We start from the raw sequence: 17,762 nt of genomic DNA on the forward strand, positions 1-17,762 counted from the left end.
GGGCTGGCGGGCGACGGGCTGGCGGACGGCAGCCGTGGCGCGCGCGCCCGGGGCGCGGCTGCGCGGCGGCGGCTCCCGCAGCGCAGCCTGCCGGACCGTGGCGGCGCGGCGCGGGCCCGGGCCGATCGAGGCATCGTGCCGGACGGCGATGCGCGGCGGCAGCGACGCCACCAGCGGCGGCACGTCACGCACGCCGAGCCGGGCGAAGCCGGCGTCCAGCAGCTCGGCCATGCGGCCGTTGCGCTGGGCCCAGGAATTGCCGCCGAAGACCGCGCCCACCAGCCGCACGCCTTCGCGCTGGGCCGAGGTCACGATGTTGAAGCCGGAGGCGTTGATGTAGCCGGTCTTGATGCCGTCGGCGCCGGGATAGTCGCGCAGCATGCCGTTGTGGTTGCGGATCAGCCGGTTGCCGTGCGCGAAGTGGGTCAGGGAGAAGTAGTGGTACTGCTCCGGGAAATCCTGGATCAGGCGGCGGCCGAGCAGCGTCATGTCGCGGGCCGTCGTCACCTGGTCGGGGTCGGGCAGGCCGGAGGCGTTGCGGAAGGTCGTGCGCGACATGCCGAGCGAGCGGGCGCGCTGGGTCATCATCCGGGCGAAGCTCGCCTCGTCGCCGCCGATCGCCTCGCCGACGGCCACCGCGATGTCGTTGGCCGAACGGGTGACCAAGGCGAGGATGGCGTTCTCGGTGGAGAGGCTGCCGCCGGCGGGCACGCCGAGCTTGGAGGGCGGCATCGAGGCGGCCTCGGCACTCACGCGAATCGGCGTGGTGAGGGTGAAGCGGCCGGCCTGCATCGCCTCGAACAGCATATAGAGCGTCATCATCTTGGTGAGAGAGGCCGGGTGCCGGGTCTCGTCCGCGGCCTCGGCGATCAGCACGTTGCCCGTCCGCGCGTCCACCACGATGCCGGAATAGCGCGGGCTCGCGGTGATCTGGGCACTCGCCGCGGCCGGCAGAAGGCCCATAGCGAGCAGGGCGCCGGCGACGGCGCGGAGAACGGCGGATCTGAACATGCGGCTTCCCCAAAGCGGACACGGGCCTCGCCTCCCCCAAGGTTCGGCCCGCGTTGAAATGCAAAGAAACAGTCGTGCCGCGATTTGTCCATCCGTTTCGCACGAAAGCGTGGCGGCGCCGGTCATCGAATGGCCCGAATCGCCATCACACCCACTGCAGGAAATTTTGTGCACTGCACAAAAATGGCTTGCATTGGACCGGACGACCACATAAGTACGGCTTCGTCATGCTGCATTGCAGCAAACCCTGCCTCCCCTCGCATCGGGGCGGCGATGCGAAGGAGAGAGTATCATGGCCACTCCGGCTGAGCTGAAGAAGACGATGGCAGACGCCGCCCAGACCGGCGCCGCGCAGGCGAAGAAGATCGCCGAGGACGGCGTGGCCCAGGCCCGCGTCGCCGTGGAGAAGACCATGGAGACCGCCCACAAGACCGCCGGCGACCTGATGAAGGCCTCCGAGGAGGCCGTCGAGTTCGGCCGTGGCAACTTCGAGGCCGTCAGCAAGGCCACCCAGGTCTACGTGACCGGCATGCAGGACCTGTCGCGCCAGACGGTGACGATGTTCCAGGCCTATTCCGAGCAGGCGATCGAGGCGGCCAAGACCCTCTCCGCCCTCAAGAGCCTCAAGGAGGCCGCCGACTTCCAGGCGTCCTTCGCCAAGACCGCCTTCGAGCGCGCCATGGCCGACGCCACCAAGCTGCAGGAGGCCTCGCTGAAGCTGGCCGAGTCCGCCATCGAGCCGATCTCGGCCCGCATGACGCTCGCCATGGAGAAGATGACCAAGCCGCTCGCGGCCTGATGTCGGCGCCGGCCCCTCGCTGCGGAAACGTTGCGAGGGTGGCACGGCTGCACGCCTGGGATAGGGGCCCGGTCGCCAATTCGGCGTCCGGGCCCTTTCCTTTTGTTCATTCCTTCGTGCAAAGCTGCCAACCCCTTCCCCCGGGCAGCCGGCTCCCGATATCCTGTCGATGGACCAGACTGTGACGAACGACCGGAAGCGAGAGATGAGAATCACCATGTCCGATCCGGACAAGCGCGATGGAGAGGGCGGCCCCACGACGGGCGTCGTCGTCAAGCCCCGGCCGAAGACCAAGAAGCCGGCGATGTACAAGGTGCTGATGCTGAACGACGACTACACGCCGATGGAGTTCGTCGTGCACGTCCTGGAGCGCTTCTTCCAGAAGAACCGCGACGAGGCGACGCGCATCATGATGCACGTCCATCGCCGCGGCGTCGGCGTATGCGGCGTCTATACCTATGAGGTCGCGGAGACGAAGGTGACGCAGGTGATGGACCTGGCCCGCCAGAACCAGCACCCGCTTCAATGCACCATCGAAAAAGAGTGACACAAAAAAAGACGTGCGGAATCGCGCCACGCAATTGTCTTATGCGTTGGCGTCAGATGTGACGGCAGGGGGAGAGCCACCACATCATAGTCAACCCGCCGCGCTGCCAACTCCGGCATCCGGCTACCGCTAAGGGGAGCGTTGAACCATGCTATCCCGCAATCTCGAGCAGACGCTCCATCGTGCGCTTGGCCTCGCCAACGACCGCCGCCACGAATACGCCACCCTCGAACATCTCCTCCTCGCCCTCGGTGACGATGCGGACGCGACCACCGTGTTGCGCGCCTGCGGCGTCGACGTGGACAAGCTGAAGCGCGAGCTGACCGAGTTCCTCGACAAGGATCTCGCCGGTCTCGTCAGCGACCGCACGGGGGATCCGAAACCCACCGCCGGCTTCCAGCGCGTCGTGCAGCGCGCGGCGATCCACGTGCAGAGCAGCGGCCGCGACGAGGTCACGGGCGCCAATGTGCTCGTCGCCCTCTTCTCGGAGCGCGAGTCGCATGCCGTCTACTTCCTGCAGCTGCAGGATATGACGCGCCTCGACGCGGTGAACTTCATCAGCCACGGCATCGCCAAGGCTCCCGGCCGCTCGCAGCCCCGCCCCGTCCAGGGCCAGGCGCCGACGCCCGAGGACAATGCCGGCAAGGAGGACCGCGAGGAGAAGCCCCGCGGCGGCAACCGCAACCAGGATGCGCTCAGCACCTACTGCGTGAACCTCAACAAGCGCGCTCTCGCCGGCAAGATCGATCCGCTGATCGGCCGCGACAGCGAGATCGAGCGCACCATCCAGATCCTGTGCCGGCGCACCAAGAACAACCCGCTCTATGTGGGTGATCCGGGCGTGGGCAAGACGGCCATCGCCGAGGGTCTGGCCAAGCGCATCGTCGAGGGCGACGTGCCGGAAGTGCTCGCCAAGAGCACCATCTACTCGCTCGACATGGGCAGCCTGCTGGCCGGCACCCGCTACCGCGGCGACTTCGAGGAGCGGCTGAAGGCCGTCGTGAACGAGCTGGAGGCCCAGCCGGGCGCCATCCTCTTCATCGACGAGATCCACACCGTGATCGGCGCCGGCGCGACCTCCGGCGGCGCGATGGACGCCTCGAACCTGCTGAAGCCGGCACTGGCCCAGGGCACGCTGCGCTGCATCGGCTCGACCACGTATAAGGAGTATCGCAACCACTTCGAGAAGGACCGCGCGCTGGTGCGGCGCTTCCAGAAGATCGACGTGAACGAGCCCTCCGTCGAGGACACGGTGAAGATCCTCCAGGGGCTGAAGACCAACTACGAGAAGCACCACCGGGTGAAGTACACGCCGGAGGCCATCCGCGCCGCGGTGGAGCTCTCGGCGAAGTACATCCACGACCGCAAGCTGCCGGACAAGGCGATCGACGTGATCGACGAGGTCGGCGCCTCGCGGATGCTGCTGCCGGAGGGCCGCCGCCGGAAGACCGTGACCCTGAAGGATGTGGAGGAGACCGTCGCGAAGATCGCGCGCATCCCACCCAAATCCGTCTCGGCCGACGACAAGGAGACGCTCCGCACGCTGGAGCGCGACCTCAAGTCGATGGTCTTCGGGCAGGACAAGGCGATCGAGGCGCTGTCCTCGGCGATCAAGCTCAGCCGGGCTGGCCTGCGCGACCCGGAGAAGCCGATCGGCAACTACCTGTTCTCGGGCCCGACCGGCGTCGGCAAGACCGAGGTGGCGAAGCAGCTCAGCAAGACGCTTGGCATCGAGCTGCTGCGCTTCGACATGTCCGAATACATGGAGCGGCACAGCGTCAGCCGGCTGATCGGCGCGCCCCCGGGCTATGTGGGCTTCGACCAGGGCGGTCTGCTGACCGACGGCATCGACCAGCATCCGCATTGCGTGCTGCTGCTGGACGAGATCGAGAAGGCCCATCCGGACCTCTTCGCGATCCTGCTGCAGGTGATGGACCACGGGAAGCTGACCGACCACAACGGCAAGACGGTCGATTTCCGCAACGTGATCCTCATCATGACGACCAATGCGGGCGCCGCGGACATGCAGAAGTCGGCGATCGGCTTCGGCAGCCCGGTACGCCAGGGCGAGGACGAGGAGGCGGTGAAGCGGATGTTCACGCCGGAGTTCCGCAACCGCCTCGACGCCGTGATCCCCTTTGCGGGTCTCTCGGCGGAGATCGTCGCCCAGGTGGTGGAGAAGTTCGTGATGCAGCTGGAGGCCCAGCTGGCCGACCGCAACGTCACGATCGAACTCTCGAGCGCGGCCAAGGAGTGGCTGGCCGAGCGTGGCTACGACCCGCTCTACGGCGCGCGGCCGCTGGCCCGCGTGATCCAGGAGCACATCAAGAAGCCGCTGGCCGAAGAGCTGCTCTTCGGGCGGCTGGTGAAGGGCGGCTCGGTGAAGGTCAACCTGACCGACGGCGCGCTGACCTTCGACATCGCGGAGGCGCCGGTCGCGGCCCTGCCGAAGCCGGAAGGCGACGGCGAGCCGGAGAAGGAGCCGGAAGCGACGGCGGAGTGATCCTTCGCGTCCGATCGTTCCAGATCCCTTCGTTCCGGAACGTGAATCGGCCGCGCAGCCAGGCTCCCTTGTGGATCGGGCCCCGGTGGGAAACCATCGGGGCCCTTTTCATATCCGGACGCCCGCCATGACCACCGACACCCGCATCGAGGACTGGGACAGCTACAACGCTGCGCTGCGCGAGCGGGGCAAGGAGTTCTCCCAGCTCCATCCCGAGGCGGTGAAAGCCTTTTCCGCCCTTGGCCGCGCCTCCGCCGTCACGACCCACCTGGACTCCAAGACGCGGGAGCTCATCTCGATCGCGGTGGCCGTGACCACGCGCTGCGAGGGCTGCATCGATGCCCACACCCGCCGGGCCCACGCGGCCGGGGCGACGAAGGAGGAGATCGCGGAGGCGCTGGGCGTGGCGGTCGCGGTGAATGCCGGCGCGGCCTTCACCTACTCGCTGCACGTGCTCGACGCCTACGACGGGGCGGGCTGAGTCAGGCCAGGAAGGCTCGCACCTCGCCCAGCACGTCGCCGCCCTCCAGCCCGAGCGCGCGGATCGGGTCCGCCAGGGCGGCGACGATGCCGAGATGACCCATGCCGGGATAGGCGACGTGGCGCGCGGGCACGCCGGCCGCGCGCGCCCGGGCCGCGCGGTCGCTGGAATGCTGGGGGCGGACGGTGGTGTCCGCCGCGCCGTGCAGCAGCAGCATCGCCGGCGTGGCGGAGCCGAGCGACACCGGCGCGGCGAGCACATGCGGCGTCCCCGCGAAGATCTCGGGCGGATCGACCTCCTGCGCGCCGAAATCATAGGGGCCGGCGAGGCCGATGAAGCCGCCGACGCGGTCCTGTGCGCCCCAACGCGAATCCAGCGCCACACAGGCCGCGTTGAAGGCGCCGGCGGAGTGTCCCATCAGCACCAGGCGCCGCCGGGGCTCCCGCGCGGCCAGGGCGCGGACCGCGAGCGCCGTGTCCTCGACGAACTCCGGGAAGCGCGCTTCAGGCCAGAGCCGATAGTCGATGACGGCCACGCGGCAGCCCAGCCCGGCCAGCGGATAGGCGGCGAAGCGGTAGTCCGCGCGCTCCTCCGACCGCCAGCCGCCGCCGGGGACGAAGACCAGCAGCGGGGCGGTCTCCGCCAGGTCGGGTGGCGTGTAGAGGTCCAGCCGATGGCGCGGCAGCGGACCATAGGCGACGCCCTCCTCAAGCGCGGTGCCGCCGCGCCGGGTGAAGGCGGCGGCGAGCCCGGCCGGCGAGCAGGCGCCGAGCGGGAAGAGGGCCACGCCGGACAGCAGGGCGCGACGCAGGGGTGCTGGGAGCTTCATTCGTTGAAGCTGGGCCGGCGGCCGGCGCGGTGCCAGGATTGACCGCGCCTGCCATCGCCTCTAAGCCGCGCGGCACCGCTGACCCGTTCGTCTAGAGGCCTAGGACACCAGCCTTTCACGTTGGCAGCACGGGTTCGAATCCCGTACGGGTCGCCATCTACATTTTCCTGGGCTTTTCCGCGACGTTCTGGTCGTCGGAGTTTCCAGTTTCCACCCCGGTTTCCACCCGCTTTTCGGCCTCCTCGGCCTGCCGTCTGGCGATCGCCGCGGCCCGGCCCGTCACCCCCGCAGTCCTGCGCTGGTTGCCCTGCAGCGTCGCGGTGGCCAGCACCTCCCCGAAGATGCCCTCCAGCCCCTCCTGCGCCTCGCGGGCGAGCTCGTAGCCGTCGGCGCCGAGGAGATAGGTCTCCAGGTTCGCGTCGCTGCTGTGGCCGGTGAGCGTGCGGATGCGGCGGTTCTCCATGCTGCGGAGCATCTTCAGCGCCACCGGCCCCGTCGCGCGGAGCCCATGCAGCGTGTAGCGGGGGTGCTTCAGCCGGCGCAGGGTGGCGGCCAGCATCTCCTGCGCGTTGGCCAGCTTCCAGGGCCGGCCGCGGGTGGTGAGCAGCAGGAACTCCCGATCCTTCCCGAACTCGGCGTCGATCATCTCGATCGCCTCGGCCATGGAGGCGGTGACGTGCAGCACCTGGTCGAGGTCGGTCTTCTTCTGCTCGAAGGTGATGGTCCGTCGTTCGCGGTCGTAGTCGGCGGTCTTCCAGGCGGTGACGTCGCTGCCGCGCTGGGCGGTCAGGATGTAGCCGGTCAGCAGGGCGCGGAAGTAGGGCGTGGCGTCCAGCAGCACGCTGGCCAGCACGGGCATGGGCCAGGGGCGGTTCTGGGTGCTCCTGCCCACCTTGAGGCGCTTCACCTCCTCCATGGGATTCGCGGGGATCTCGCCGGGATGGGTGCGGCGATAGAGCCGGAAGACCTCCTTCATCACGCTCCGGAGGCGATTCCAGTTGGCGGGCATCGTCACGTACTTGCGGCGCAGATCCTCCCACCAGGCGGCGTCCAGGGCTGCCATGGGCATCGGCCCGAAGGCCCCGCGGAAGGCGTCGAGGGTGCGGCGGTAGCCGCGCTGGGTCGCGGGCTGGTGCTGCTGGTAGTCGGCGCAGCCGAGATAGGCCGTGACAGCGGCGTCGACCGTGCCCGGCGCCAGGCGCTCCGGCGCGCGGCGCAGCTCGGTGTAGGCGGCGTGGACCTTCGCGTGGGCGAGGAGGTGCGCGGCGCTGCCCTCGGGTCCGGGGAGCGGCCAGCGCCGGCCGCCGCGGCTGTAGTAGAGGTAGGTGCGGCTACCTTTGCGGACGGGCTTGATGTGCGGCAGCCGGTCGGGCGGTGGGGTCGAAGGCATCGAGGGCCTCACGGGCGGTTGCTCGGGCCCGAGCCTGCGCCACGGCGGCGCCGGCGTCCAAGCCCCAGAGGTGGGCGGAGCGGGATTCGATCTCGCCGCGGTGCCAGATCTGCCCCATCCCCTCGAGCGCGGCGGCCTGGCTGGGCGACATGAGGCCGGCGGAGACGAAGTCGGCGGCGGTGCGCCCGGCGGGGATGAGGCCTGCCGCGACGGCGGCGCGGAAGTCGCGCGGTGCCATGTCGCAGAATCGCGCGGCGGTGGCCGCGGTCATCAGCAGGGGCCAGCCCGGGGCGCGGCCGCCGTCAGGCATCCGCCCTGTCCTTCGTGCACTGCCGCAGAATTTCCTCGGATTCTGTGTTGTCTCCGTAGTCACAGTCGCCACAGGCTGAGCATTCGTAGACCATCCGGCTGCATCCGCCCCCTGGGCAATCGCACGCCGCCCCACCCTTAAAGATCCAACGGTGCCCCAGGACGCTGCACGGATGATCCCCGCCAGCCAGCACCTTGGCCTCGGCGATCAAGCGCAGGAGTTCATCCGGCATCGTCGTGCCGCTCCATCTCGGCTCCCTCCGCCTTCGGAAGCACGACGGCCTTCCCGTCGATCACATCCCGAATGCCTGGGTGATGGGCGCACAGGGCTGCGATCGCGGCGTCTGCGAGGGCCTCGCAGTAGGCGCGGGCATTGTTGCGAGGGTGGTCCATCGGCATCGGCTCGTCGCCGGCCCGTGTGAATCGGCGATCGTTGATGGCTTCCGCCAAGGCCTGCCGCAGAGCATGTGCTGTGGGCAGGCGCGCGCAGGGCAGCTTGCGCCAGGCGATCGCCCCGCTGGGGATCTCGCCGAAGCCGAGCAGCTTGCCGCCTGCACCCAACGATGCCCGAAAGAGCCCAGGACCGAAGCGCGGCTGGTCATCCCCACCACCCTGGGCCCAGTGCGCGACGATGATCTGTGGATGGTTGAACCCCACGGCGGGGTATTTCACCAGCACATCCTCTGCCGTCTGCGGTACAGAGCGAATCGGCATCCAGCCGTCGTCGAGGTTGTCCGTCACGCGCTCATCTCCATCTGCTGCGCCCGGGCCAGCCCGAGGCGGCGGTCGGCGGCGGGGTTGATCCAGAGGACCTCGGTGCGGGCGCGGGCGCCGTCGGCCATGGCGGTGCGGGTCTCGCGGCGCCAGCCGGCCAGCGCGGCGTCGTAGAGCGCGCTCGGATAGCCGCTGAGCACCACCATGCCCGCGAGGCCGCGCAGCGCCTCCAGCAGGGCAGCATGGTCGGCGTCGGTCATCTCGTGGGCGTAGCCGTGATAGTCGTTGCGGCCGTCGAGGCGGCTGCTGCGCGTGGCGTGGACGTAGGGCGGGTCGACGTAGTGCAGCGTGTCCGGGCCGTCGTGCTGGCGCATGACGTCGAGCGCCGGGCGCTGCTCGATCACCACGCCCTGGAGGCGCCGGGCGATGGCCGCCAGCGCCTCGGGCAGGCGCGACCAGTCCGTCGCCGGCGTGGAGCCGCTGCGGGTGCTGCTGGCACGGAATCCGGTGCGCAGCTCGATGTTGTGGCCGTTGCTGCCGAAGCCCATGAAGCTGCGCACGACCAGGCGGCGGGCGCGCTCGACGGGATCTTCGGCTGGCTCGGTGGAGAGGAGGAACTCCTCGCGCGCGAAGGGGGTGAGCGCGACCTGCTCGACGAGCCGGGCGGCGTCGGGCCCGCGGAGGGTGCGGAAGTAGCTCACGACCTCGCCGTCCAGGTCATTGTAGACCTCGGCGTGGCTGCGGGGCTTGCGCAGCAGGACGGAGGCGGCGCCGCCATAGGGCTCGACATAGCAGCGGTGCGGCGGGAGGTGCTGCAGGATCCAGGGCGCGAGGCGCCACTTGCCGCCGTGCCAGCGGAGCGCGGGGCGCGCGGGGGGGCACCTCACGCGGCCCTCGCGCCGAAGGAATCCAGGTAGGGCGTCGAGTTCGCCGCGACGATCAGCCGCGCCATCTCGCTCGGCACGGAGTTGCCGACCAGACGGAAGCCCTCGCGCTTCGTCAGCCTTCGCGTCCGGCCGTCCAGCGTGATGGTCCTGGGCAGCGTCAGGCCGTGCGCCCGGGCTGCCTCCTCGGGCTCCAGCATCCGCATCCCGATGTCGGCGACCGCATAGGTCAGCCCGTCGATCACCACCGTGACGATCGCATGCCGGGCCAGCGTGGTGACGGTGTGCAGCGGATCCTCCATCGCCTGCGAGGTCCCGCCCTGGGAGTAGTACTGGTGCATGAAGGCGGCGACGATCGCGACGTGCCCTCCGCCGGCCGTCAGGGCGGGGATGGGATCGGTCGCGGCGCGCGCCACGCTCTCGCCGCGCAGGTGGACCAGATAGGCCGCGCCGACCTGGCGCTGCGTGCCCTCGCAGGTCGCCGTGGACAGGGGCTCCCGGCAGTCGCGGCCGATGACGCCCGTGTTGTGCTGGACCATCCAGGCGGCCACGAGCGCGTGCTTGCCGCCGCCGGCGACGAGCGTGCCCAGCGGCGCCTCGATGTCGAGCACGCGGGGGGCCTGGCCCTTCCGCTCTCCATAGCCTGTCTGGACCAGCATGGGCGCCACCAGGGCCAGTTCGCCGCCGCTCGACGACGTGATCGTGGGCAGCGGGCCGTCCACCGGGAAGGAGCGGCGCATGCCTCCATGCGTCACGGGGATGATGAAGGGCGACGGATTGTTCAGCACGTAGCGCCACATGCCGGAGGCGATGCGGCGGCACGTGGCGTCCACCAGCGGCTTCCTGCGCGTGAAGATCGACGGGATGGGGATCGACCAGTCGATGATGCTGGCCGCGGAGACCCAGGGCTTCAGGTTCAACGCCGGCGCGGCCAGGCGCGGCGCATGCGTCCGCTCCGGCCAGGCGATGGGGAGGCCGCGCCGCCGGCCGACCCCGAAGAGCCGCGCCCGGATCGTCGGGATGCCGTGGTCGGCGCAGCAGATGTTCCGGTCCTGGTAGTCGTAGCCGAGCCGGTTGAAGTGCTTCACCAGCTTCCGGTAGCTGCGGCCGAGCCGCCCGGGGCGCCGGTCGCGCTCCAGGTGCTGCTCGCGCAGGGGCACGTGCTCGCCCCTGGCCGCCACCGTGCCGTCGAGCTTGATGACGCGGCCGGTCTTCCTGCAGCGCTTCGCGACCATCGGCCCCCACCCGCGGATCTCGCGCACGTTCTCCAGGTAGAAGTTCTCCGGCCGGGTCTTCCCGATCCAGCGGCAGAGCTGCCAGGGCAGGCTCCGCACGCGCGGCGAGCGCGGGGCGCCGCCCTTGGCGACGCTGTGATCCGTGCAGTCCGGGCTTCCCCAGAGGTTCTTCACCGGCCGGCCGTTGGTCGCCACCAGCGGGTCCACGTCGAAGACGTCGCCCCGGACGTGCCTCGTGTGCGGGTGCAGCGCGGCGTGCGCGGCCAGCGCGACATCGTCGTGGTTGTTGGCGACGGCGACCGGGAAGCCCGCGGCCTCCATGCCCTTGCAGACGCCGCCCACGCCGGCGAAGAGCACGACGGTAATGCCGTCGTCGAGCGGCCAGGTGGGCAGCGGGCCGCGCCGGCGGGGAGTGATCGTGCTGCCGTCAGGCATCGGGCACCTCGAAGAAGCCGAGCTGGCCGAGCAGCGGGCGGAAGGGCAGCGGCGCGCGCTCCTCCAGCACGAAGCCGTAGCGGCCGAAGAACCAGGGGCTCGGGTGCGCCGCGAAGCAGCCCGTGATGGTCGCGCGGCCGACGATGCCGCCGCGCTCGAGATCGCCGAACGGAGGCAGCGTGACGCGGCCCAGGGTGGCCTCCAGCGTCGTGCGCTCGCAGGCCTCGTACTCGGAGAGGGCCTTCATGCCGGGAACTCGATGTGCTCGCGGCCGTCGAGGCGGCGGCCGGCGGACTTCTTGCCGAGGCGCGCCATGTAGCGCGTGCCCTGGATGGTATTCCGGCCGCCTGTGGCAACGAAAACCTCCTCCATCGTCTGGCCTGTCGGATGCACCACTGTCACGTGGCCGGATCTGACGTCGCCGCCCAGGTTCCCGCCAGCTGCAGGGCGATGCGGCGCCCACTCCCCCCACTGCTTGAAGAAGAACGGCACGCCGGCGGCCGCGCACTGGTCGCGCAGGCTGCGGGCCCAGTCGGGGTGCATGGGGCGCGCGCCGGGGCCGCTCTCGCCGCCACAGATGAGCCAGTCGATCGTCACGACATGGGAGGTGATACTGGCCGGCGCACCATCCTCGTCGAAGGGTCCGTGCTCGACCACCTGCTGCACGGCCCGACGCCATGGGCATTGCTCCTCGCGCGGGATGTCCTTTCGCGAACAGCGGTTGCCATAGCCCTCACCATCGTCGCAGCCCTGGCAGGAGTTCTTCTCGGAGAGCCATCCGTCGAGATCCACGGGCCCCAGCAACGGCTCGCAGCTCAGGAAGTGCTTCGCCGCTGGCGTCGCCAGCAGATCCGGGATGCGCGCGTCGGCGGCCGCCTGATCCTCGACGCTCACGCCGAGCCAGACGTTCGGCAGCGGCCACGCCCACTGCATGGCCTTGCAGCTGCCCTCGGCGGTCCAGAGCTTGGCGTTGTCCGGGTCGTTGAGATTGAAGCGATCGAGGACGTCCTCGCAGGCTTCCTCGACCCGATCTCGACGCCCGGTCGGCGCGCCGGCCGCGACGGCAACGCGGGTGCCGGCGACCACCATCTCCTGCGCCACGGTGCCCTGCCAGCGCTCCAGCATGTACTCCTTCATCCGGGCCGAGCGCTTCGTCAGGATCTGGAAGGTGTGCTGCGGCGCCAGCGCCATCACGGCGAAGACGCGGTCGATCGCCTCGTCCGGCAAGTCCTCGTGAAAGAGGTCGGCCATGCTGTTCACGAAGATCCTGCGCGGCCGCTTCCAGCGCATGGGCTGGTCGATCATGTCCTCGACGAGGCCGACCTTCCCCGTCCACTTGCTGCCGCTGCGCGCGCGGTCCGCGAATCCCTCGAAGGGCTGGCCCGGACCGCTGAAGCGCGCCGCCACCTGCTCGGCGTAGCAGTTGCGGCAGCCCTCCGAGGTGCGCGTGCAGCCGCGCACCGGGTTCCAGGTCGCGTCGGTCCATTCGATGCCGGTCTTGTCGCCCATCACGCCTGCCCTCTCTGTATCGCGAGACCGAAGGCGCGCAGCTCGGCAGTCAGCACGTCCATGCGGCGCATGTCGGCGTCGGTCGGCTCCTGCTCGGGGTCCAGGTCGCGCATCAGGATGTCGAGGAAGGTCTGCGCGCCCGCGTAGAAAGCGCGGCGCATCTCGCGGCGCTGGATCGCCGGCGCGTCATGCGGGATGGCCAGCGTGACGAAGGCGGACCAGGCGGCCGCGAGGGTGGCGTCCTCCATCCTCACACCCTCGTCGGCATGAGCACCGCCGTGCCGGCCGCCCCGTCGATCCGCACCGGCGCGCTGCCGTTCTGCACGCGCGCGACGAAGCCGTCGGCGGCGAAGACGCGCAGGACATCGAGCAGGTAGCGGGCCTGGAAGCCGATCTCGGGGTGCGCGGCGTTGCTGCGCCAGGCCGCCACCTCCGACGGCACGGCGAGCTCGCACTCGCCATTCTCCGCGTCCCAGGTCTGCAGGCGCAGCGCGGTGCCCGTGCCGTTGCAGAATTTCACGGGGCGGGCGCGGTCGCCGCTGATCGCGCTCACGGTGCGCAGGCCATCGGCGAGGCGGCGCGGATCGTCCACGGCCAGCGCCGTGCCCAGGTCGGGCAGCGGCACCACGCGCGCATAGTCGGGGTAGGTGCCGTCGATCGTCTTCGTCGCCAGCGTCCAGCCCGGGCCCTCGATGCGGAGCGCGAGGTCGCGCTGCCGGATCTCGAGGAGGCGGCCGGGCGGGACGGCCGCCAGCATCGGCCGCAGCGCCGCCACCGCCGCGCGCGGGAGGATCATGGCCAGCGGCGCGTCACCCTCGGGCATCGGCGCCCGCGCGATCATCAGGCGGTGCCCGTCGGTCGTGACCGCGAGCAGCTCCGCGCTCCCCTCGGGCGCGTGGAGGTAGATGCCGTTGAGGTAGTAGCGCGTTCGCTCGGTGCTGGCCGCGTGGATGGTCTTCTCGATCAGGCCGCGCAGCTCGCCGGCGGGGATGCGCCAGGCGGCGGTCCATCCCGCATCGGGGGGGGCATCGGACGGAAAGTCCTCGGCCGGGAGGGTGAAGAGCTTCGCGGTGACGGGGCCGGCCGAGACCACCAGCCGGCCCTCCCTGGCGCGCGAGAGGGTCGCCGTCTCCTCGGCCGGGAGGCGCGCCAGCAGGGCGCCGAGCCGCGCGGCCGAGGCGGTGATGGGGGCGAGCGTGCCGTCGGCCTCGGCCGTGGCGGTCAGGCGGCGATTGAGGTCCGTGCCGGTGACGATGAGGCGGCCGTCCTGCGCGGCGAGGTGCAGGTGCGCGAGGGCGGGGACGGTGCCGTGGCGCTCGACGGCACGCGAGGCCAGCGCGACGGCGGCGCGCAGGGCGCCGAGCTGGAGGGAGAGGGACTCGGTCATGCCAGCGGCTCCATCCGGCCCGTGCCGGCGTCGAAGGCGTGGGGGATGGATTCGATCAGCCAGAAGCAGGCCTCGACCGTCTCGTCGTCCTGCGAGCCGTCGCAGCGCTGCACCAGCCCCGCGATGTCGCTGGTGGTGCCCTCGCGGTCCCATTGCAGGCACATCACGAGTTCAGTGCCGTCGGGCGTCTCCGGCAGGGGTGGGTCGAGGGTCGGCTGGCCTGTGCGGAAGGTCAGCGTGGGATGGGGCGTGATGCTACGGCACCAGGTGAAGGCGACGCGCTCGCCGTGGTCGAGTGGGCGCGGGAGGCGCCAGTGATCCTCGGGACCATCCGGCTCCGAATCATCGGCGGGGTGGAGCGCCCAGCGGCCGTCAGGCAGCTTCACGACCCAGTCCGAGGGCGAGGCGCGGCCGGACGGCACGACCTCATCTATGTGGTCGGCGGGCCACCAGAGACGCGGGCCGAGGGAGAGGGACTCGGTCATGCGGGTGCGCCTTCATCAGGACGTTCAACGATGACTTCGGCCTTCTCGCCGGTGCCGCAGAGGTATCGCTCCTTGAAGAGCGCGGCCCGGCCGCTCTCCATCGCGAGGATGTAGGAGACGACGCGGAGAGGGACCTGGTGCATCAACGGGCGTGGCTGGCCCCGCAGATCCGCCCACGCGAAGTCCGGTGAGAAACCCGGCGGCACGACCGTGGCCACGGCGCCGCGCTCGCCAGCATGGCCAAGCCCGCGCAAATTGCGGACCTTTACCACGTCGCCCTTCTGCCACTTGGCCTCGGGGCAAGGCGGCGTCTCGCCGCGGGGGCCTTCCAGTGGGATGAGCTGGCCCCTGCCCAGCAGGAAGACGCTCATGACACCCATTCCAGCGCCGTTACCTCGGCTTCGGTGACCGCCTCCACGAGGCCGCAGGCGAGGCAGGTGCGCGTGAACGCGCCGAGCTCCTCGTGGTGGGAGCGCTTGAAGCTGTGCCGGCAGGTGCGCATCGTCTCCTGCCAGTCCGCCCAGCACGCGGCGCAGAAGCCGGCGCCGTCGAGGGAGCTTCCGCCCTCCTCCCAGGGGTAGACCTTCTCGCAGCCGTCGCGGGTGAGGATGGTCTGGTCGGGGTCGCGCTTCCACGTGGCGGTGACCGCTGATTGAGTCAGCGCTTTTCGAAGGAAGTCGGGGAGGAGGAAGGTCGGTTCCATCACGCGGCCCTCTCGCGGCGCAGCTCGCCGACGATGCGGTAGGCCTCGCGCAACGGCACGCCGTGGCTCCGCGCCACCGCCGCGGGATCCTTCCCCTCGGCCAGCGCGGCGCGGACGCGCTCATACTGGCTGGCGACGGCGGCATCGGCGATCGCGGGGCTCGGCTCGGGCGCGGCGCCGGACTCCGGCGCCTCCTCCGCCTCCGGCTCGATCGAGGGTGTCGGCTCCGGCGCAGATGGCGCGGACGGATCGGGCTGCGGCACGAGGAATCGCGCGGGGATCGGCAGCCCCTCGCGCCGGATTTTCGTCTTGACGCCGCGCTGATGCAGGGCGTTGAGGCCGGAGGCCGGCACGCCCTCCAGGGCGTTCACATGGCGGAGCACGTCCTCCGGCAACATCTCCGTCGGCCAGAGTTCGGCGAAGAGGGCGCTCCGCTCCGGCGTCCAAACCGCCGGGAATGGCCCCCGCGAGGCGCCTGGCGGACGCGGCGGTGGCGCGCGCCTGCCCCGCTCTTCGGCCGGGAGGGGCACCTCGGCGGGCTTGGCGGAGGTGTCGGCGTCGGGCGAGGAGCCCAGGCCGGCCGCCACCGGCGCATCCTCCCGCACGGCCTGATCGTCCGCCTGCAGAAGGTCGCGCGCCATCTCGGTGAAGGGATTCGCCTCGGCCACGGCGTCGGCGAGGCCGGTCTGCTCGGCCTCCTCGCCCTCCTGCGCCCGGAGGCAGAACTCGCGCGCCTCGAAGAGGGTCGTGAAGACGTCCGAATCCGCGTCGCCGTCCTCGCTGGTCGGGTAGAGCACGACCCAGCGCGAGGAGGGCCAGCCGATGCGCATCACCTCGGTCGGGTTGTAGTAGGGGACGTCGCGCTTCAGCAGCAGGTCGTGCACGTCCTTGCAGCCGTCCTCCGGCCCCTCGCCGGCCAGCCAGTAGAACTGATCCGCCGCCTCCCTCTCGGCCCGGTCGGCGAGGCCCTCGGCGAGGCGGCTCTCGTACTCCAGCCCGTCGCGCATCACGCCGGACATCAGCCCCGAGCTGACCTGCAGCGCGCGGCGCAGGCCGTGGGCATAGGCGCGCTGCTCGGCCGGCGTGCGCAGGGTGCAGAAGATCGGGGTGTCCGTCATGGCAGGATCCAGGTCTGGAGGACGAAGGCGGCCGCCGTGCCCAGCGCGGCGGCGAGCGAGAGGGTCAGCGGGCTCGGCAGCGGGCGGCGGAACATCAGCGGTCGAGCCCCAGCGCCGCGGCGCGGGCGAGGAAGCGCCGGTAGGCCTCGTGCTCGGGCCAGGGGTCCAGGCGCTGCTCCGCGGGCTCGGGCAGGTCCTCGCGCGGGCGCCAGCCCGGGAGGACCAGCAGGTCGCGATGCTCGGTCGCGCGGGCGACGAGCGCGGCGTGGCGGAGGCGTCCGTCGTGCCGCAGCCCCTCGGCCAGGCGGAAGCGCGCGAAGAGGGCGAGGCCGATCCGGTGGTCGAGCGCGGCGAAGAGCGAGGGGCCGAGCGCGCGGCGCACGCCCTCGGGGATCTCGCCGGTCAGGGCCACATGGGCGTCGGCCAGCAGGCCCGCGCGCTGCAGGGGCAGCGGCTGGTTGGCGAGCTGGGCGGAGACGAGCATGGCGTGCTGCGCGTGGCTGTAGGGGTAGTCGCCCCGCGTGGCGCCGAGCCGGCGCGGCAGGCGGGCGAGCTGCGTGGCCAGCGCGGTGAGGCGCAGGCCGGCGAGGTCGGGCGCGAGGAGGTCCACGGTCAGGCCGCCGAAGAGCGTGACGGTGGCGGTGCTGTGCGCGGGGCCGGGGCGGGCGGGGATGTGGTTCATCGAGCCGCCGCCTTCGATGCTTGGTGCTCCTCGGCCAGCCGGAATGCGGCCGGGATGAGCTGGTGCAGCGTGTCGCCTTCCTCGAGGTCCAGGCCCGCGGCCTCCCATCGCGCGACATCTGCCGCCGAGGCGGGGCGTGTCGTGGCGAGGTCAAGGTCCAGCAGGATCTGCTCCGCCTCGGCGCCGTCGATTTCCGGGCCTGCCTGGAAGGCCGCCTCCCACAGGCGAAAGATCGCGGCGCCGGCGACGCGGCGCAGGTGGTCGGGCGGAAGCTCCTCGACGAGGGGCGCGATGCCCGACATCCCGTCCGGCCAGGCGGGGGCCATGATCCGGGCGATGCGGGCGATGTCCTCCACCTTCGGGCGCTCGGCCTCGCTCGCGTGGGCCGCGGTCTCGTCCAGACGGTCGGCGAGGGTGAGCAGGCTGCCGCTGGAGGTGAGCGGCTTCGCGGCCAGCGTGCGCAGCATGTAGGCGGCGGTGCGGCCGTCGATCGCCGCCATGGGCGCGCCGGCGATGGGGGCTTGGGGTTCCATCAGGCGTAACCGCGCTATCCATCAGCGCGCGAGCTGGTGCCGCCGGAGGCGGCGCCTGCGAGCGCGCTGATGAGGAGGTCGGCGATCTTGATGTAGGCATTCCCGCGGGTGGTGCGGTACGCCGCCGCCGCCGCCTCCGCCGCCGCCTCCGCCGCCTCCGCCTCCGCCGCCGCCGCCGCCGCCGCCTCCGCCGCCTCCGCCTCCGCCG

Annotated in this window: 22 protein-coding genes and 1 tRNA gene; 5 read left to right on the top strand and 18 right to left on the bottom strand. The window is 71.1% G+C overall.

Translation table 11 applies throughout. The features are described 5' to 3' along the window. A partial coding sequence (locus AC1ROY_RS33145; protein WP_493153231.1) for a D-alanyl-D-alanine carboxypeptidase family protein occupies nucleotides 1–1,011 on the bottom strand: 1,011 nt, incomplete at its 3' end. Nucleotides 1,012–1,303: 292 nt separating this feature from the next. Here AC1ROY_RS33145 and AC1ROY_RS33150 point away from each other — a divergent pair. From AC1ROY_RS33150 to AC1ROY_RS33165, 4 genes are all read left to right on the top strand, one after another. Further along, on the top strand, nucleotides 1,304–1,810 hold the full coding sequence (locus tag AC1ROY_RS33150; RefSeq protein WP_493153232.1) for a phasin family protein: 507 nt from the start codon (nucleotides 1,304–1,306) through the stop codon (nucleotides 1,808–1,810). Between the two features lie 217 nt (nucleotides 1,811–2,027). Continuing rightward, nucleotides 2,028–2,357, top strand: a complete 330-nt coding sequence (gene clpS / locus AC1ROY_RS33155) for an ATP-dependent Clp protease adapter ClpS (RefSeq protein ID WP_206020771.1) — start codon at nucleotides 2,028–2,030, stop codon at nucleotides 2,355–2,357. A 148-nt stretch (nucleotides 2,358–2,505) separates the two neighbouring features. Beyond that, a complete protein-coding gene (clpA, locus tag AC1ROY_RS33160; RefSeq protein ID WP_493153233.1) occupies nucleotides 2,506–4,860 on the top strand; it encodes an ATP-dependent Clp protease ATP-binding subunit ClpA in 2,355 nt (784 codons plus the stop codon). A 145-nt stretch (nucleotides 4,861–5,005) separates the two neighbouring features. After that, nucleotides 5,006–5,341, top strand: a complete 336-nt coding sequence (locus tag AC1ROY_RS33165; RefSeq protein WP_493153251.1) for a carboxymuconolactone decarboxylase family protein — start codon at nucleotides 5,006–5,008, stop codon at nucleotides 5,339–5,341. 1 nt (nucleotide 5,342) lies between these two features. Here AC1ROY_RS33165 and AC1ROY_RS33170 read toward each other — a convergent pair whose 3' ends face one another. Beyond that, nucleotides 5,343–6,170, bottom strand: coding sequence for an alpha/beta hydrolase (locus AC1ROY_RS33170; protein ID WP_493153234.1), 828 nt, complete (start codon nucleotides 6,168–6,170; stop codon nucleotides 5,343–5,345). Nucleotides 6,171–6,250: 80 nt separating this feature from the next. Here AC1ROY_RS33170 and AC1ROY_RS33175 point away from each other — a divergent pair. Continuing rightward, nucleotides 6,251–6,326 (top strand) — tRNA-Glu (locus AC1ROY_RS33175). Nucleotide 6,327: 1 nt separating this feature from the next. On the opposite strand, the gene AC1ROY_RS33180 is transcribed toward AC1ROY_RS33175, so the two are convergent. From AC1ROY_RS33180 to AC1ROY_RS33255, 16 genes are all read right to left on the bottom strand, one after another. Beyond that, a complete protein-coding gene (locus tag AC1ROY_RS33180) occupies nucleotides 6,328–7,560 on the bottom strand; it encodes a tyrosine-type recombinase/integrase (protein WP_493153235.1) in 1,233 nt (410 codons plus the stop codon). After that, a complete protein-coding gene (locus AC1ROY_RS33185; RefSeq protein ID WP_493153236.1) occupies nucleotides 7,502–7,870 on the bottom strand; it encodes a hypothetical protein in 369 nt (122 codons plus the stop codon). Before AC1ROY_RS33185 ends, AC1ROY_RS33180 begins: the two co-directional genes overlap by 59 nt. A 221-nt stretch (nucleotides 7,871–8,091) precedes the next feature. Continuing rightward, complete coding sequence (locus AC1ROY_RS33190; protein WP_493153237.1) at nucleotides 8,092–8,610, bottom strand: hypothetical protein; 519 nt, start codon at nucleotides 8,608–8,610, stop codon at nucleotides 8,092–8,094. After that, nucleotides 8,607–9,470, bottom strand: a complete 864-nt coding sequence (locus tag AC1ROY_RS33195; RefSeq protein WP_493153238.1) for a DNA adenine methylase — start codon at nucleotides 9,468–9,470, stop codon at nucleotides 8,607–8,609. The genes AC1ROY_RS33190 and AC1ROY_RS33195 overlap by 4 nt, the downstream gene beginning before the upstream one ends. Beyond that, nucleotides 9,467–11,137, bottom strand: a complete 1,671-nt coding sequence (locus AC1ROY_RS33200) for a DNA cytosine methyltransferase (RefSeq protein WP_493153239.1) — start codon at nucleotides 11,135–11,137, stop codon at nucleotides 9,467–9,469. The genes AC1ROY_RS33195 and AC1ROY_RS33200 overlap by 4 nt, the downstream gene beginning before the upstream one ends. Continuing rightward, a complete protein-coding gene (locus AC1ROY_RS33205) occupies nucleotides 11,130–11,384 on the bottom strand; it encodes a hypothetical protein (RefSeq protein ID WP_493153240.1) in 255 nt (84 codons plus the stop codon). The genes AC1ROY_RS33200 and AC1ROY_RS33205 overlap by 8 nt, the downstream gene beginning before the upstream one ends. Next, the gene (locus AC1ROY_RS33210; RefSeq protein WP_493153241.1) at nucleotides 11,381–12,646 is read right to left on the bottom strand and encodes a DUF5131 family protein; all 1,266 of its coding nucleotides are present in this window, start codon (nucleotides 12,644–12,646) and stop codon (nucleotides 11,381–11,383) included. The genes AC1ROY_RS33205 and AC1ROY_RS33210 overlap by 4 nt, the downstream gene beginning before the upstream one ends. Next, entirely contained in the window at nucleotides 12,646–12,894 is a 249-nt protein-coding gene (locus AC1ROY_RS33215; protein WP_493153242.1) for a hypothetical protein, read from the bottom strand. The genes AC1ROY_RS33210 and AC1ROY_RS33215 overlap by 1 nt, the downstream gene beginning before the upstream one ends. A gap of 2 nt (nucleotides 12,895–12,896) precedes the next feature. Beyond that, nucleotides 12,897–14,033: a DNA polymerase III subunit beta gene (locus AC1ROY_RS33220; protein WP_493153243.1), complete on the bottom strand. Its 1,137-nt coding sequence runs from the start codon at nucleotides 14,031–14,033 to the stop codon at nucleotides 12,897–12,899. Beyond that, nucleotides 14,030–14,518: a hypothetical protein gene (locus AC1ROY_RS33225; protein WP_493153244.1), complete on the bottom strand. Its 489-nt coding sequence runs from the start codon at nucleotides 14,516–14,518 to the stop codon at nucleotides 14,030–14,032. The genes AC1ROY_RS33220 and AC1ROY_RS33225 overlap by 4 nt, the downstream gene beginning before the upstream one ends. Continuing rightward, complete coding sequence (locus tag AC1ROY_RS33230; protein WP_493153245.1) at nucleotides 14,515–14,889, bottom strand: hypothetical protein; 375 nt, start codon at nucleotides 14,887–14,889, stop codon at nucleotides 14,515–14,517. The genes AC1ROY_RS33225 and AC1ROY_RS33230 overlap by 4 nt, the downstream gene beginning before the upstream one ends. Next, on the bottom strand, nucleotides 14,886–15,224 hold the full coding sequence (locus AC1ROY_RS33235; RefSeq protein ID WP_493153246.1) for a hypothetical protein: 339 nt from the start codon (nucleotides 15,222–15,224) through the stop codon (nucleotides 14,886–14,888). Before AC1ROY_RS33235 ends, AC1ROY_RS33230 begins: the two co-directional genes overlap by 4 nt. Next, nucleotides 15,221–16,339: a hypothetical protein gene (locus AC1ROY_RS33240; protein ID WP_493153247.1), complete on the bottom strand. Its 1,119-nt coding sequence runs from the start codon at nucleotides 16,337–16,339 to the stop codon at nucleotides 15,221–15,223. Before AC1ROY_RS33240 ends, AC1ROY_RS33235 begins: the two co-directional genes overlap by 4 nt. 94 nt (nucleotides 16,340–16,433) lie before the next feature. Beyond that, nucleotides 16,434–17,021 (bottom strand): hypothetical protein, encoded by a 588-nt coding sequence (locus AC1ROY_RS33245; RefSeq protein WP_493153248.1) that lies wholly within the window; start codon nucleotides 17,019–17,021, stop codon nucleotides 16,434–16,436. Then, nucleotides 17,018–17,554, bottom strand: coding sequence for a hypothetical protein (locus AC1ROY_RS33250; protein WP_493153249.1), 537 nt, complete (start codon nucleotides 17,552–17,554; stop codon nucleotides 17,018–17,020). Before AC1ROY_RS33250 ends, AC1ROY_RS33245 begins: the two co-directional genes overlap by 4 nt. Before the next feature lie 14 nt (nucleotides 17,555–17,568). After that, on the bottom strand, nucleotides 17,569–17,762 hold a 194-nt coding region (locus AC1ROY_RS33255), incomplete at its 5' end, for a hypothetical protein (protein ID WP_493153250.1).

It is taken from the genome of Roseococcus sp. GW821-FHT12F05 (assembly GCF_058806835.1).

Coding starts and splice junctions, on each gene's coding strand:
- AC1ROY_RS33245 (WP_493153248.1), bottom strand. CDS start 17,021: ATGAACCACATCCCCGCCCGCCCCGGCCCCGCGCACAGCACCGCCACC.
- clpA (WP_493153233.1), top strand. CDS start 2,506: ATGCTATCCCGCAATCTCGAGCAGACGCTCCATCGTGCGCTTGGCCTC.
- AC1ROY_RS33225 (WP_493153244.1), bottom strand. CDS start 14,518: ATGACCGAGTCCCTCTCCCTCGGCCCGCGTCTCTGGTGGCCCGCCGAC.
- AC1ROY_RS33240 (WP_493153247.1), bottom strand. CDS start 16,339: ATGACGGACACCCCGATCTTCTGCACCCTGCGCACGCCGGCCGAGCAG.
- AC1ROY_RS33170 (WP_493153234.1), bottom strand. CDS start 6,170: ATGAAGCTCCCAGCACCCCTGCGTCGCGCCCTGCTGTCCGGCGTGGCC.
- AC1ROY_RS33215 (WP_493153242.1), bottom strand. CDS start 12,894: ATGGAGGACGCCACCCTCGCGGCCGCCTGGTCCGCCTTCGTCACGCTG.
- AC1ROY_RS33210 (WP_493153241.1), bottom strand. CDS start 12,646: ATGGGCGACAAGACCGGCATCGAATGGACCGACGCGACCTGGAACCCG.
- AC1ROY_RS33150 (WP_493153232.1), top strand. CDS start 1,304: ATGGCCACTCCGGCTGAGCTGAAGAAGACGATGGCAGACGCCGCCCAG.
- AC1ROY_RS33180 (WP_493153235.1), bottom strand. CDS start 7,560: ATGCCTTCGACCCCACCGCCCGACCGGCTGCCGCACATCAAGCCCGTC.
- AC1ROY_RS33220 (WP_493153243.1), bottom strand. CDS start 14,033: ATGACCGAGTCCCTCTCCCTCCAGCTCGGCGCCCTGCGCGCCGCCGTC.
- AC1ROY_RS33200 (WP_493153239.1), bottom strand. CDS start 11,137: ATGCCTGACGGCAGCACGATCACTCCCCGCCGGCGCGGCCCGCTGCCC.
- AC1ROY_RS33250 (WP_493153249.1), bottom strand. CDS start 17,554: ATGGAACCCCAAGCCCCCATCGCCGGCGCGCCCATGGCGGCGATCGAC.
- AC1ROY_RS33205 (WP_493153240.1), bottom strand. CDS start 11,384: ATGAAGGCCCTCTCCGAGTACGAGGCCTGCGAGCGCACGACGCTGGAG.
- AC1ROY_RS33230 (WP_493153245.1), bottom strand. CDS start 14,889: ATGAGCGTCTTCCTGCTGGGCAGGGGCCAGCTCATCCCACTGGAAGGC.
- AC1ROY_RS33185 (WP_493153236.1), bottom strand. CDS start 7,870: ATGCCTGACGGCGGCCGCGCCCCGGGCTGGCCCCTGCTGATGACCGCG.
- clpS (WP_206020771.1), top strand. CDS start 2,028: ATGTCCGATCCGGACAAGCGCGATGGAGAGGGCGGCCCCACGACGGGC.